Origin of the sequence: Bradyrhizobium semiaridum, from assembly GCF_020329505.1 — a bacterium.
Classification (GTDB): Bacteria; Pseudomonadota; Alphaproteobacteria; order Rhizobiales; family Xanthobacteraceae; genus Bradyrhizobium; species Bradyrhizobium semiaridum.
The window spans coordinates 134,564-148,119 of record NZ_JAGKJJ010000012.1 but is presented as its reverse complement, the minus strand read 5'-3'; the positions used below and the strand labels follow the sequence as shown (position 1 = coordinate 148,119).

Here is a 13,556-nt window from a genome sequence, read left to right as displayed (position 1 = left end):
ATCCGGGCTACGGGCTACACGCTTATCTTCCCCCGAGCAGGCTGATGACGAACCGTCCGCCGACAATGAAAAGATACGCGCCGAACGCCATCTCGAGCGCCCGCTTCGACAGCGCGTGCGCGACCTTCACGCCGAGCGGCGCGGTGACCAGCGTGGTCGGCATCACCAGCAGCGCGCCGATCAGCGAGACATAGCCGAGCGCGAACGGCAGTTGTAGCGCGGCGACGTCCGGAAAGCGTGCGGCGGCAGGCCAGCCGGCATAGATGTAGCCCAGCGCGCCGGGGATCGAGATCAGCACGGCGAGCGCCGATGAGGTCGCGACCGCCTGATGGATCGGCCGGCCGTAGAAGGTCATCAGGAGATTGGCGAACAGGCCGCCACCGATCCCCATCAGCGTCGACAACAGGCCGACGAAGAAACCGTAGACGCGCATCAGAAAACCCTTCGGCACGTCGTCGCCGAGCTTCCAGGTCTCGCGCGCGAGCAGCAACCGCGCCGCTGCCGACCATGCCACCATCACGAACACGATCTTGAACAGCCGCTCCGGCGCGAACCGCGCGGTGACGCTGCCGGCCGCAACGCCGATCAGGATCGGCAGCCACCAGCGCTTCAGGATCGTCATGTCGACCGCGCCGCGGCGATAATGGGCCCGGAACGAGCTCAGCGAGGTCGGGATGATGATCGCGAGCGAGGTGCCGATGCAGAGCGGCATCCGCACCTCGAGCGGCACGCCCGCGAGGCGGAAGCATTCATAGAACACCGGGACCAGGATGGCGCCGCCGCCGATTCCGAACAGGCCGGCGAGAAATCCGGACAGTGCCCCGACCGCGATCAGCAGCAATGCGAGTTCGACAAGCTCGGCGACGTCGAGGCCAGCCATCATCATTCCCAACCCATTCCCAGCTTCAGCATCCGCCTGCGTCAGCGCGATCGGCCAGCCACCGCGCGACCAGGGCTGCCACCGGAGCGGCGCCCGCGACCAAGGCAAAGTGGAGTGGGACCGAGTGTGCCGCGCCCTGCACCAGCAGCGCCACGACATCGACTAGCAAGCCGACGCAGGAGAACACAAGCAGGGTGGCCGGATCGTCGGCGCTCGCACGGCGCGCGCTCCTTCGCCATGCCAGCGGCTTTGATCGGTTCGGAAACGACGCCATGTCGCGCCCCCTCGGCTTTTGCGGCCGGCAGGCTAGACCCTTCTGATATGCGGGGGTATTGTTTCAATTCGGCAGATTCTCTTGCGGAATACGGAAGGATGGGACCATGGATCAGCTCGCCGCCATGGCAACCTTCGTGCGGGTGGTCGAGACCGGCAGCCTGTCGGCCGCGGCACGCTCGCTGCCGAGCTCGCTGACCGCGGTCAGCCGCCAGATCAGCGCGTTGGAGGCGCAGTTCGGCACGCGTCTTCTGCTGCGCACCACCCGCCAGCTCGCGCTCACCGACGATGGCCGCATCCTCTACGAGCGCGCCAGATCGATCCTCGGCGAGGTGAAGGAGATCGAGGCCGCACTGGCGCGCGACCCACACCAGCCGTCCGGGCGGATACGCGTCAGCTCGCCGAGCCTGATCGGACGGCTGGTGATTGCGCCGATGCTGGCCGAATTCCTGCGCCGCTATCCTGCGCTGTCCGTCGACCTCCTGCTGGTCGATCGGCCGGTCGACATGGTCGAGGAGGATATCCAGCTTGCGATCCGCATCGGCCGGCTGCGCGATTCGCAACTGATCGCGCGGCACCTCGCCGACATCAGCATGATCACCTGCGCCTCGCCCGAGTACCTGGCGCAGCGTGGTGAGCCGCAGACGCCGCAGGATCTTGCCGCGCACGACTGCCTGGTGTTCTCGGAAACGCCCGGCGGAGCGGAATGGCGCTTTGACGACGGCAGCAGGACGGGTCGCAAATTCCGCATATCCGGTCGGCTCTGGATGAATAGCCTCGACGCGCTGGTCGGCGCCGCCCGCGACAGCGCGGGCATCGTCCGCGCGCCATCCTGGCAGGTCGAGGATGACCTCGCGGCGGGCCGGCTGAAGCGCCTCCTGATCGGCTACGAACCAGCGCCGACGCCGCTGCATCTGACCTTCCAGCCGTCGCGGCTGGCATCGCCTAAGATCAGGGCATTCGTCGATTATCTGGTGGAACGCTGGCGCGGGATCGACAGGTTCCGCCGAGCTTCGTCACCTGCGGCAGGCGTCGCCAGCGAGGCAGATATCTAGATTCATTCCTTGGTGGCGTATGGTATACCAGACTGCGGATCAACCAGAATTCGGCTGCGCTAACAATGAACTTCGGTTCGAACGAAGGCTATTTGGCCGTTGCGCGGCGTGATCCGACTCCGTAAATAGAATTCATCTACCGCGTTCCCCGATGGGCCGGCCGCGGTCCCACACAACATAAAGCCCGCCGATGACCGCCAGGATCGAACGACCTCTCTCGCCCCATTTGCAGACCTATCGGTGGACGCTGACGATGGCGCTGTCCATCGTCCACCGAGCCACCGGCATCGCGCTGTATTTCGGCACCCTGCTGCTCGCCTGGTGGCTGATCGCCGCCGCCTCCGGCCCCAGCGCCTACGCCAACGTCCAGGCCTTCACCGGCAGCCTGATCGGCAAGCTGATCGTGTTCGGCTACACGTGGTCGCTGATGCACCATCTGTTCAGCGGCATTCGCCACCTGGTCTGGGACCTCGGCTACGGCTTCAAGGCCAATGAGCGCGAGGCCCTGACGTGGGGCGCGCTGATCGCCGGCATCTCGGCCACCGTGCTGGTCTGGATCATTGCCTATGCCGTTGGAGGTGGACGATGAGCGGCCCGTCGTCGATGCGCACGCCCCTGGCGCGCGTCCGCAATCTCGGCTCCTCGCATTCCGGCACCAAGGACTTCTGGCGGCAGCGCCTCACCGCGGTCGCGATGGTGCTGCTGATCGTCCCGGTGATCGTCGTGGTGATCATGCTGCTCGGCCGCAACCACGCCGGCGCGGCGCAGATCCTCGGCTCGATCCCGATCGCCATCATCCTGCTGCTCTTCATCGTCGCCAGCGTCTGGCACATGAAGATCGGCATGCAGGTCGTGATCGAGGACTACATCCATAACGAGAAGCTGAAGCTCGCCAGCGTCATGGCCAACAACTTTTTCTGCATCGCGGTCGCCATGGCCTCGATCTACGCAATCCTCAAATTGTCATCGGGAGTTTGACCCATGGCCGGTGAAGGTAACGGCAAGGCCACCAACGGCAGTGGCCCGGCCACGAACGGCAAGGCCTACCCGATTCAGGATCATACCTACGACGTCGTCGTGGTCGGCGCCGGCGGCGCCGGCCTGCGCGCCGTGGTCGGCTGCTCGGAAGCCGGCCTGCGCACCGCCTGCATCACCAAGGTGTTCCCGACCCGCTCGCACACCGTGGCGGCGCAGGGCGGCATCTCGGCCTCGCTCGGCAACATGCATCAGGACGACTGGCGCTGGCACATGTACGACACCGTCAAGGGGTCGGACTGGCTCGGCGACCAGGACGCGATCGAATACATGGTGCGCAACGCGCCCGACGCGGTCTACGAGCTCGAGCATTGGGGCGTCCCGTTCTCGCGCACCGAGGACGGCAAGATTTATCAGCGCCCGTTCGGCGGCATGACCATCGACTTCGGCAAGAGCCAGGCGCAGCGCACCTGTGCCGCCGCCGACCGCACCGGCCACGCCATGCTGCACACGATGTACGGCCAGTCGCTGCGCCACTCGGCCGAGTTCTTCATCGAGTTCTTCGCCATCGACCTGATCATGGACGACCAGGGCGTCTGCCGCGGCGTGATCGCGCTCAAGCTCGACGACGGCACGCTGCACCGCTTCCGCGCCCAGACCACGATCCTGGCGACCGGCGGCTATGGCCGCGCCTACGCGTCCTGCACCTCGGCGCACACCTGCACCGGCGATGGCGGCGGCATGGTGCTGCGCGCCGGTCTGCCGCTGCAGGACATGGAGTTCGTCCAGTTCCACCCGACCGGCATCTACGGCTCGGGCTGCCTCGTCACCGAAGGCGCCCGCGGCGAAGGCGGCTATCTCGTCAACTCCGAAGGCGAGCGCTTCATGGAGCGCTACGCGCCCTCCGCCAAGGACCTCGCCTCGCGCGACGTCGTCTCGCGCGCGATGACGATCGAGATCCGCGAGGGCCGCGGCGTCGGCAAGAAGAAGGATCACATCTTCCTGCACCTCGATCACCTCGATCCGAAGGTGCTGCATGAGCGGCTGCCGGGCATCTCCGAATCCGCCAAGATCTTCGCCAATGTCGACGTCACCCGCGAGCCGATCCCGATCGTACCGACGGTGCACTACAACATGGGCGGCATCGCCACGAACTACCACGCCGAGGTGCTGACCAAGCGCAACGGCGACGACAATTCGGTGGTGCCGGGCCTGATGGCGATCGGTGAGGCCGCCTGCGTCTCGGTGCACGGCGCCAACCGCCTCGGCTCGAACTCGCTGATCGACCTCGTGGTGTTCGGCCGCGCCGCGGCGCTGCGGCTCGCCGAGAAGCTGACCGCGAACGCCAAGCAGCCGGAGCTGCCGAAGGATGGGTCCGACCGCGCGCTCGACCGGCTCGATCACTTCCGCCACGCCTCCGGCGGCACTCCGACCGCGAAGCTGCGCGACAGCATGCAGCACGTGATGCAGAACAATTGCGCGGTGTTCCGCACCGGCGAGGTGCTGAGCGAAGGCCAGAATTTGATCCACAAGGTTTATGGCGGCGTCAGTGACATCGCGGTGTCGGACCGCTCGCTGGTGTGGAATTCCGACCTGATCGAGACGCTGGAGTTCGACAATCTGATCGTGCAGGCGGTGGTGACGATGGACTCGGCCGCCAACCGCACCGAGAGCCGCGGCGCGCATGCGCGCGAGGATTTCCCGGACCGCGACGACAAGAACTGGATGAAGCACACGCTGACGTGGATCGATCCGGCCGGCAAGACCTCTATCGATTACCGCCCGGTGCACAGCTACACGATGACCAACGACGTGCAGTACATCCCGCCGAAGGCGCGGGTCTACTGATAACGAAGGCAAGCAAGCATGGTTGAATTCGCACTTCCGAAGAATTCGAGGATCAGCGGCGGCAAGACCTGGCCGAAGCCGGCCGGCGCCACCGAGACGCGCGAATTCCGGGTGTATCGCTGGAACCCGGACGACGGCAAGAATCCGAGCGTCGATACCTATTACGTCGACGTCCACGACTGCGGCCCGATGGTGCTTGACGGCCTGATCTGGATCAAGAACCACATCGACCCGACGCTGACCTTCCGCCGCTCCTGCCGCGAGGGCGTCTGCGGCTCCTGCGCGATGAACATCGACGGCCAGAACACGCTGGCCTGCACCAAGTCGATGCACGACGTCGCCTCCGGCGGCGCGGTGAAAGTCAACCCGCTGCCGCATCAGCCGGTCGTCAAGGACCTCGTCCCCGATCTCACCAACTTCTACGCCCAGTACGCCTCGATCGAGCCGTGGCTGAAGACCACGACGCCGACCCCGCAGAAGGAATGGCGGCAGAGCCATGAGGACCGCGAGAAGCTCGACGGCCTCTACGAATGCATTCTGTGCGCCTGCTGCTCGACCTCATGCCCGAGCTACTGGTGGAACAGCGAGCGCTTCCTCGGCCCGGCCGCGCTGCTGCAGGCGACGCGCTGGGTCACCGATTCCCGCGATGAAGCGACCGGCGAGCGGCTCGACAATCTCGAGGACCCGTTCCGCCTCTATCGCTGCCACACCATCATGAACTGCGCCAAGGCGTGCCCGAAGGGCCTCAACCCCTCCGAGGCGATCGCCGAGCTCAAGCTCAAGATGGTCGAGCGCCAGATCTAAAGCGGGCTGAAGTTACGTTGAATCGGTTTGACCGCGGGTTCGGCCCACCTCTCCCAAGGAGAGGTGAACCCGCCGCTGCCGCTCCAACCCAACCCCACCTCATCCTGCTTTAGGCTTTCCTGGTTGGCTGGGCATCAATGGATGCCCAGCGCCTGCGCCAGGTTGAAGGTCAGGAAGCTCGCCACGTAAGCCAGCGCGAGCATGTAGACGAACGTCACCACCATCCACTTCGCGCTGCCGGTCTCGCGGCGGATCACCGCCAGCGTCGAGGCGCATTGCGGGGCGAAGATGTACCAGACCAGCAGAGACAGCGCGGTCGCCAGCGTCCATTTCTGCGCCAGCACCTGGCCGATTGCGTCGGCCGCCTCCTTGCCGCCCTCGATCGAATAGACCGTGCCGAGCGCCGCGACCGCGACCTCGCGCGCCGCCATGCCCGGGATCAGCGCCACCGCGATCTGCCAGTTGAAGCCGATCGGCCGCAGCAGCGGCTCCAGCGCATGGCCGATCATTGCCGCAAAACTGTAGTTGATCGCCGGCCCCTCGGCGCCCGCGGGCGCAGTCGGGAACGAGGCCAGGAACCAGATCAGCACCATCATCGACAGGATCGTGGTGCCGGCGCGGTAGAGAAATGCCTTGGCGCGGTTGAATATCCCGATCGCTATGCTGCGCAGCCGCGGCACCTTGTAGTCGGGCAATTCCAGCATGAACGGCGCCGGCGCGTGATCGCGCCAAAGGAAGAATTTTGCGACCGCCGAGACGGTCAGCGCGCTGGTGATCCCGGCGGCATAGAGCCCGAACATCACGAGCCCCTGCAGATTGATCCAACCCCACACCTTGGTCGCCGGCACGAAGGCCGAGATGATCAGCGTGTAGACCGGGATCCGCGCCGAGCAGGTCATCAGCGGCGCGATCAGGATCGTGGTCAGCCGGTCGCGAGGATTGTCGATCACCCGCGTCGACATGATGCCGGGAATCGCGCAGGCGAAGCTCGACAGTAGCGGGATGAAGGCGCGGCCGTGCAGCCCGGCGCCGCCCATGATGCGGTCCATCAGGAACGCGGCGCGCGCCATATAGCCGAAATCTTCCAGCAGCAGGATGAACAGGAAGATGATGATGATCTGCGGCAGGAACACGATGACGCTGCCGACGCCCGAAATCACGCCGTTCTGCAGGAAGCTTTGCAGCAGGCCCCAGCCTTCCGGCAGCACATCGTGGATCCATTGCCCGAGCGCGGAGAAGCTGTCCGAGAGCAGCTCCATCGCCGGCTGGGCCCAGCTGAACACCGCCTGGAACATCACGAACAGGATCAGCGCCAGGATCGCGAGGCCCCAGACCGGATGCAGCACGACCGCATCGATCCGGTTGGTCAGCGTGTCCGGCTTGGCCGGCAGGGTCACGCTCGCGGCGATGATGCGGTCCGCCTCGCGCTGCGCGGCCTTGAGATCCGCGATCGTCGGCGCGGTCCACTGACTGGCCGCCTGCGCTTCCTGCACCCGCGCCATCAGCTCGTCGGTCCGTTTCAGCAGGTCGTCGACGCCGCCCTTGCGCACCGCGACCGCGGTTGTGACCGGCAGCCCGAGTTCCTGCGACAGCCGCTCGAGGTCGATCGTCACGCCGCGGCGTCTGGCGATGTCGATCATGTTGAGCACCAGCAGCATCGGCCGGCCGATCTGCTTCAGCTCCAGCACCAGCCGCAGCGTCAGCCGCAGATTGGTGGCGTCGGCTACGCAGAGCACGAGGTCGGGCACCGCCTCGCCCTTGAAGCGGCCGAGCACGATGTCGCGGGTGATCTCCTCGTCCGGACTGCGGCCGCGCAGCGAATAGGTGCCGGGCAAATCGAGCACGGTGACGCTGCGGCCCTCCGGCGTGACGAAGCTGCCGGATTTGCGCTCGACCGTGACGCCCGGATAGTTGGCGACCTTCTGGGTGCTGCCGGTCAGCCGGTTGAACAGCGAGGTCTTGCCGGTGTTCGGCGCACCGACCAGCGCAAGGCGCAGGGACGCAGTTGTCATTCGACGATCACAGCCATGGCTTCGCTCCGCCGCAGCGCGATGGTGGTGCTGTCGACGCGCACCGCGATCGGATCCCGCCGGATCGTGCCCTCGTGCAGGATTTCCACGCGCGCGCCCTCGACGAATCCCATCTCGACCAGACGCTGCTCCAGCTCCTGCGGCGAGAGCGATGAGCCCGTCACCAGCGCATCGAGCCTGGTGATTTTGCCGACAAAACCGCGATCCGCATGTCCGAGCCGGATGTCCTGGGAGTTGTTTGGATCGCTTGTCATGTGGCTTGTCTTTCAGCAGGTAGGCACAGAATCAAGCATTTGCCCATCGCAGGTTTTAGAACCGCTAAAAACAGCGTACGCCAACGCCATCCCGGCCGGTTTTTCGCTTGACTGCGGCGGCAGCTGACGAGGTCGTGAAGTCACCGTGCAGCCCCACCGGGCATGCCGCGGCCTCGGGCCGCCGTGACGCTCCGACGCATCGACGACGAGGCTCGGCGCCGGGCGGATTGGCTCGCAATTTATCGATCGCGGTCGCTCCTCGCTATCCACGACCGGCAACGGGCCGGGTCGCGCGCCGCAACCGCAAGTGGGGTTTTTCTTCCTCCGGCGCGGTGGTTTGCGTTAAGCTCGGCATCGGAGCCGGAGCGCCCGTGCAACCCGCACAACGCAATTCGCTGAGACTGCTGCAATGGATGATGGCCGCGTCGCTGGCCCTCCCGCTGGCGCTGTTCGTGTTTGCCGCCGCGATGTCATGGATCTCGACCGACGAGGCGGCCGACCGGGAGATCGAGCGGACGCTTGACGTCGCCCATGAGCACGCGCTCAAGGTGTTCGAGACCATCGACCACAGCCTGTCCGAAATCGCCGAGATCGTCCGCGACATGCCGGACGCTGCGATCGCCGCGCGCGAGCGGGCTCTGCATCAGCGGCTGCGACAGCTCATCGGCACCCTTCCCCAGGTCAAATCGGTCTGGGTCTTCGACGCCAAGGGCCATGCACTGGTCAACAGCCTGGTGGCGCCGGCGCCCACGATCGATTTCTCCGACCGGGATTATTTCCGGATCCACACCGATCGCGACATCGGCACCTTTATCGGCGACGTGCTGACACCCCGCCTGCCCTACCAGGGGGCGCGTTTCTTCGGCGTCGGCCGGCGCCGCAGCAATGGGGACGGCAGCTTTGCCGGCGTGATCCAGGCCTCGGTGCTGCCGGAATATTTCGAGAATTTCTATGCGCGGATCGGCCGCGAGCCCGGCAGCTTCCTCGCGTTGATCAGGACCGACGGCTCGGTGCTGGCCCACTTCCCGCCGGTCGATCACGAGGTTCGGTTCGAGCCGAGCGGACCACTCGGGCAACAGCTGGTCGCCAACCCGCTGTCCGGCACCATGACGATCAAGTCCCCGGCCGACGGCATCGAGCGGCGCATGCGCTACCAGCGGCTCGCGGAGTACCCGGTCTATGTCAGCGCCGGCCTCGAGACCTCGGCGATCCGCTCGCGCTGGGTCACGACGGTGGGCCAGCACCTGATCTTCGGCATCCCGGCCACCGCGCTGATGTTCGGCCTGCTCGCGCTCGCTCTCCGGCGCACCCAGCGCCTGCACGAGGAAGCCAACCGGCGCGAGGAGGCCGAGGACGCGCTGCGCCACGGCCAGCGGCTGGAGGCGCTCGGACAGCTCACCGGCGGCGTCGCGCACGACTTCAACAATCTCCTCACCGTGATCCGCGCCTCGGTGGACATGCTGCGGCGGCAGGACCTGCCCGAACCGCGGCGGCTGCGCTACATCGAGGCGATCTCCGACACCGTCGGCCGCGCCGCCAAGCTGACGGGCCAGTTGCTCGCTTTCGCGCGCCGGCAATCGCTCAAGCCCGAGGTGTTCGACGTGTGCCAGAACGTGCGGACCCTGAGCGAGATGCTCACAACGCTGATAGGCTCGCGCATCGAGATCACGGCGCAGGTGCCGGACGAGCCTTGCCTCGTCAACGCCGATGCCGGGCAGTTCGAGACCGCCGTGATCAACATGGCGGTGAACGCCCGCGATGCGATGGACGGCGTCGGCAAGCTCACGATCACCGTGCGCCGCACCAATGGTCTGCCGTTGGCGAACGGACTCGAACCCGCGGCGCCCGATGCGGCGAACCCGCACGGCCATGTCGCGGTGTCCGTGACCGACACCGGGGTCGGAATTCCGCAGGACATGCTCGGGCGCATCTTCGAGCCGTTCTTCACCACCAAGGAGGTCGGACAGGGCACCGGCCTCGGCCTTTCGCAGGTGTTCGGCTTCGCCCGGCAGTCCGGCGGCGAGGTCAACGTGGCGAGCGAGGTCGGCAAGGGCGCGACCTTCACGCTCTATCTGCCGCGTGTCACCGCCGCGCGCCCCGCATCGCTGCTTGCCGAGGATATGGCTTCGGTCGATCAGCGCGGCGCCTCCGTGCTGATCGTCGAGGACAATGCCGAGGTCGGCCAGTTCGCCGCCGACACGCTGACCCAGCTCGGCTGCACCTGCGTGCTGGTCGAGAGCGCCACCCATGCGCTGGAGGAGCTCGCCGTCGACCCCAACCGCTTCGACCTCGTGTTCACCGATGTCGTGATGCCCGGCATGAGCGGCATCGAACTCGCGCAAGAGATCCGAAAGGGCGGGCTCGACCTGCCGATCGTGCTCGCCTCCGGCTACAGCCAGGTGCTGTCACAGCAGGGCAGCCCCGGCTTCGAGCTGCTGCAAAAGCCCTATTCCGCCGAGCAACTCGCCCGCGTGCTGCACAAGGCCGTGCGCGCACGCCGACAGCGGCGGGATCAGGCCGCGGCGGGGTGAGGGAGTTTTCCGCGTACGGCAGCATCCAGAACTGCCGTCCCTGCGGAAGCAGAGGACCCATAGCTACGGGGTCTTGTTGTGCTCGGAGGCGCACCGATCAGGTTGCTTCCCGCTTGCGGCTGACGGAGCCCAAGCAACGTGTTCAGCTGACGATATCGCCGCGCTCGAGTTCCGCCTTGAGATAGCCGAGGTCCCGCGTGATCGCGCCTTTGTTGAGAAGCAGCACCGGCGCAAGCGGCAGGTAGCGCAAACGCAATGTGAGGTCGACGGCGCAGACCAGGCGGGTCGCCTCGCCAAGCGGCTCGAGCTCGGTGCACCAGACCGCTGTCTTGAAGAAGTTCGAGTGCGTGACGCGCACCTCGAGGTGGCGGTCCGGCTCGATCCGGAGGACCTCGTAGGATGTTTTGAGACCTTCTTTGCCCCGTATCGAGGGACCTATGGTGTCGAACGTGGTACCGACGTTCACCGGTCGTGAAGACGTCTCGATCACCTTGACGACGCTGCGATCCCATCTGGCCAGATTCTGCGGCTCGGTCATGAAGCGGAAGATCTCGCCGGCGGTTCGGCTCACCGTAACGCTGTCTGAAAGGCGCATCCCTGGTCTCCTGGCGCCGCGGACCTCGGCAGCCGCAGCCTAACGGATGACACGGCGCGTTCACAGCGAGCAGGCTCGTCCGCCACAGCGCGACACCGCCCTTGAATTGGCAAGATCATCCGCACATGCGGGAAGCGCGCCGCACCTCTGGACTGCTGCCCGCGAGAACTGCGGCGAAGCGACGAATCGGGAACCCGACGACGGAACCGTTTGATTTCCCTTGCGTTGCAATCCCATGGGCAAGGTCGCGGCCAAATCCGGATCGCAGGTGAAGGGGTCGTCCGCCGAGGCGTCGTCTTCCGCCAAGCGCGCCGAGGCGAAGCCGGCCGATGCGAACGGCAAGGATTCCGCGCAGCAAGCAGCCGACGACACCTCCGAGCTCGTCGACGTGACCACCGAGGATGGCGACCATGTCGAGCCGCCGCCGCCCGAGGCGCTCGAACCCGACCCCGAACTGTCACCCGAGGAGGCCGAGCAGGCGCGCAAGGAATACCTGCTGACGCGGTTCTGGATCAGCGCGCGCGGCTATTGGGGCGAGAACGGCGATCGGCTGGCGTGGCTGTTCACGATCGGCTTGCTGCTGCTCATCGTCGCCAACGTCGCCGTGCAGTACGGCATCAATGTCTGGAATCGCGCGATTTTCGATGCAATCGAGAAGCGCGATGCGGCGACCGTCTATTACCTGACCGCGATCTTCTTTCCGCTCGCGTTCGGCAGCGTGCTGCTGGGCGTGGCGCAGGTGTTCGCCCGCATGGGCATTCAGCGGCGCTGGCGCGCTTGGCTGACCAACGCGGTGGTGTCGCGCTGGCTGACCAACGGGCGCTACTACCAGCTCAACCTCGTCGACGGCGACCACAAGAACCCGGAATACCGCATCGCCGAGGATCTGCGGATCGCAACCGACTCGCCGGTCGATTTCGTCGCCGGCGTGACCTCCGCGCTGCTGTCCGCAATCACCTTCATCGTCGTGCTCTGGACCATCGGCGGCGCGCTGACACTGACGCTCGGCGGCTCCTCCGTGACCATCCCCGGCTTCCTTGTCATCGTCGCCATCCTTTATGCCGCGATCGCATCCGGCTCGATCACGGCGATCGGCCGCAGCTTCGTGCAGATTTCCGAGGACAAGAACCAGGCCGAGGCCGAACTGCGTTACACCCTGACCCGCGTGCGCGAGAACGGCGAGAGCATCGCGCTGCTCGGCGGCGAGGCCGAAGAGCGCGACGGCATCGACCGGACGTTCTCGAACGTATTGCGGCAATGGGCGCGGCTCGCCGGACAGCACATGCGCACGACGCTGGTGTCGCAAGGATCGAACCTGATCGCGCCGGTGGTCCCGCTGCTGCTATGCGCGCCGAAATTCCTCGACGGCAGCATGTCGCTGGGACAGGTGATGCAGGCGGCCTCCGCCTTCACCATCGTGCAGAACGCGTTCGGCTGGCTGGTCGACAATTATCCGCGGCTGGCCGACTGGAACGCGTGCGCGCGCCGCATCGCCTCGCTGATGATGTCGCTCGACGGTCTGGAGCGCGCCGAGAGCGGCGACGGCTTCGGCCGCATCAAGCGCGGCGAGACCGAGGGCGAGACCATGCTGAGCCTGAATGATCTCTCCGTCACGCTCGATGACGGCACGGCGGTGGTCGGTGAGACCGAAGTCGCGATCGCGCCGGGCGAGCGGCTGCTGGTCGCCGGCGAATCCGGCACCGGCAAGAGCACGCTGGTGCGGGCGATCGCGGGATTGTGGCCGTGGGGCGGCGGCAGCGTCGGGCTGCACGCCGACCGCCGTCTGTTCATGCTGCCGCAAAAGCCCTACGTGCCGTCGGGCACGCTGCGGCGCGCGGTGGCCTATCCGGGCGCCGCGGAAGACTGGACCGTCGAGGAGATCGGCGAAGCGCTGAAGAAGGTCGGGCTCGACCATCTCAAGGACAGGATCGAGGAGGAAGCGCCGTGGGACCAGACCCTGTCCGGCGGCGAGAAGCAGCGGCTGGCCTTCGCTCGTCTGCTGCTGCACAATCCCGACATCATCGTGCTCGACGAGGCGACCTCCGCGCTCGACGAGAAGAGCCAGGACAAGATGATGGAGACGGTGACGAAGGAAATGCCGCGGGCGACCATCGTCAGCGTCGGCCATCGCGCCGAGCTGGAAGCGTTCCACAGCCGCAAGATCGTGCTGGAACGGCGCAAGGGCGGCGCCAAGCTCGTCAGCGACGTCGACCTGATCCCGCGCAAGGGCAAGCGGCGGCTGCTCGGGCGCTTCCTGCGGCAGCGGCGCGCATCGGGCAAGGCGGCGTAAGGGGCGGCCACGGCCGTTGGC

12 protein-coding genes are annotated in these 13,556 nt (G+C 66.4%); 7 read left to right on the top strand and 5 right to left on the bottom strand.

Annotation, left to right across the window (positions count from 1 at the left end; all coding sequences use genetic code 11):
- Positions 1–22: 22 nt before the first annotated feature.
- Positions 23–883, bottom strand: coding sequence for a sulfite exporter TauE/SafE family protein (locus J6500_RS16505; RefSeq protein WP_225713812.1), 861 nt, complete (start codon positions 881–883; stop codon positions 23–25).
- 22 nt (positions 884–905) lie between these two features.
- Positions 906–1,154 carry a hypothetical protein gene (locus J6500_RS16500; RefSeq protein WP_225713751.1) on the bottom strand — a complete coding sequence of 83 codons (249 nt, stop codon included), beginning with the start codon at positions 1,152–1,154 and terminating at the stop codon, positions 906–908.
- 106 nt (positions 1,155–1,260) lie between these two features.
- On the opposite strand from J6500_RS16500, the gene J6500_RS16495 reads away from it, so the two are divergent.
- From J6500_RS16495 to J6500_RS16475, 5 genes are all read left to right on the top strand, one after another.
- Positions 1,261–2,208 (top strand): LysR family transcriptional regulator, encoded by a 948-nt coding sequence (locus J6500_RS16495; RefSeq protein ID WP_225713750.1) that lies wholly within the window; start codon positions 1,261–1,263, stop codon positions 2,206–2,208.
- A 190-nt stretch (positions 2,209–2,398) separates the two neighbouring features.
- Complete coding sequence (gene sdhC / locus J6500_RS16490; protein ID WP_225713749.1) at positions 2,399–2,797, top strand: succinate dehydrogenase, cytochrome b556 subunit; 399 nt, start codon at positions 2,399–2,401, stop codon at positions 2,795–2,797.
- A 14-nt stretch (positions 2,798–2,811) separates the two neighbouring features.
- Positions 2,812–3,186, top strand: coding sequence for a succinate dehydrogenase, hydrophobic membrane anchor protein (gene sdhD, locus J6500_RS16485; RefSeq protein ID WP_225713811.1), 375 nt, complete (start codon positions 2,812–2,814; stop codon positions 3,184–3,186).
- A 3-nt stretch (positions 3,187–3,189) separates the two neighbouring features.
- Entirely contained in the window at positions 3,190–5,031 is a 1,842-nt protein-coding gene (gene sdhA / locus J6500_RS16480; RefSeq protein WP_225713748.1) for a succinate dehydrogenase flavoprotein subunit, read from the top strand.
- Between the two features lie 18 nt (positions 5,032–5,049).
- The gene (locus J6500_RS16475) at positions 5,050–5,835 is read left to right on the top strand and encodes a succinate dehydrogenase iron-sulfur subunit (RefSeq protein WP_225713747.1); all 786 of its coding nucleotides are present in this window, start codon (positions 5,050–5,052) and stop codon (positions 5,833–5,835) included.
- A gap of 134 nt (positions 5,836–5,969) precedes the next feature.
- On the opposite strand, the gene feoB is transcribed toward J6500_RS16475, so the two are convergent.
- Both feoB and J6500_RS16465 read right to left on the bottom strand, forming a co-directional pair.
- Entirely contained in the window at positions 5,970–7,847 is a 1,878-nt protein-coding gene (gene feoB, locus J6500_RS16470) for a ferrous iron transporter B (protein ID WP_225713746.1), read from the bottom strand.
- Positions 7,844–8,119, bottom strand: a complete 276-nt coding sequence (locus J6500_RS16465) for a FeoA family protein (protein ID WP_225713745.1) — start codon at positions 8,117–8,119, stop codon at positions 7,844–7,846. Before J6500_RS16465 ends, feoB begins: the two co-directional genes overlap by 4 nt.
- A gap of 371 nt (positions 8,120–8,490) precedes the next feature.
- Between J6500_RS16465 and J6500_RS16460 the strand changes: the two genes are divergently transcribed.
- Positions 8,491–10,650 (top strand): hybrid sensor histidine kinase/response regulator family protein, encoded by a 2,160-nt coding sequence (locus J6500_RS16460; RefSeq protein WP_225713744.1) that lies wholly within the window; start codon positions 8,491–8,493, stop codon positions 10,648–10,650.
- Positions 10,651–10,792: 142 nt separating this feature from the next.
- Here the strand turns inward: J6500_RS16460 and J6500_RS16455 are convergent, their stop codons facing one another.
- Entirely contained in the window at positions 10,793–11,245 is a 453-nt protein-coding gene (locus J6500_RS16455) for an SRPBCC family protein (protein WP_225713743.1), read from the bottom strand.
- A 235-nt stretch (positions 11,246–11,480) separates the two neighbouring features.
- Between J6500_RS16455 and J6500_RS16450 the strand changes: the two genes are divergently transcribed.
- Entirely contained in the window at positions 11,481–13,535 is a 2,055-nt protein-coding gene (locus J6500_RS16450; RefSeq protein ID WP_225713742.1) for an ABC transporter ATP-binding protein/permease, read from the top strand.
- Positions 13,536–13,556: the final 21 nt, after the last annotated feature.

Bases quoted from the DNA above. Each gene is read 5' to 3' on its own strand.
- J6500_RS16505 (WP_225713812.1), bottom strand. From the start codon at position 883: ATGATGGCTGGCCTCGACGTCGCCGAGCTTGTCGAACTCGCATTGCTG.
- J6500_RS16500 (WP_225713751.1), bottom strand. From the start codon at position 1,154: ATGGCGTCGTTTCCGAACCGATCAAAGCCGCTGGCATGGCGAAGGAGC.
- J6500_RS16495 (WP_225713750.1), top strand. From the start codon at position 1,261: ATGGATCAGCTCGCCGCCATGGCAACCTTCGTGCGGGTGGTCGAGACC.
- sdhC (WP_225713749.1), top strand. From the start codon at position 2,399: ATGACCGCCAGGATCGAACGACCTCTCTCGCCCCATTTGCAGACCTAT.
- sdhD (WP_225713811.1), top strand. From the start codon at position 2,812: ATGCGCACGCCCCTGGCGCGCGTCCGCAATCTCGGCTCCTCGCATTCC.
- sdhA (WP_225713748.1), top strand. From the start codon at position 3,190: ATGGCCGGTGAAGGTAACGGCAAGGCCACCAACGGCAGTGGCCCGGCC.
- J6500_RS16475 (WP_225713747.1), top strand. From the start codon at position 5,050: ATGGTTGAATTCGCACTTCCGAAGAATTCGAGGATCAGCGGCGGCAAG.
- feoB (WP_225713746.1), bottom strand. From the start codon at position 7,847: ATGACAACTGCGTCCCTGCGCCTTGCGCTGGTCGGTGCGCCGAACACC.
- J6500_RS16465 (WP_225713745.1), bottom strand. From the start codon at position 8,119: ATGACAAGCGATCCAAACAACTCCCAGGACATCCGGCTCGGACATGCG.
- J6500_RS16455 (WP_225713743.1), bottom strand. From the start codon at position 11,245: ATGCGCCTTTCAGACAGCGTTACGGTGAGCCGAACCGCCGGCGAGATC.
- J6500_RS16450 (WP_225713742.1), top strand. From the start codon at position 11,481: ATGGGCAAGGTCGCGGCCAAATCCGGATCGCAGGTGAAGGGGTCGTCC.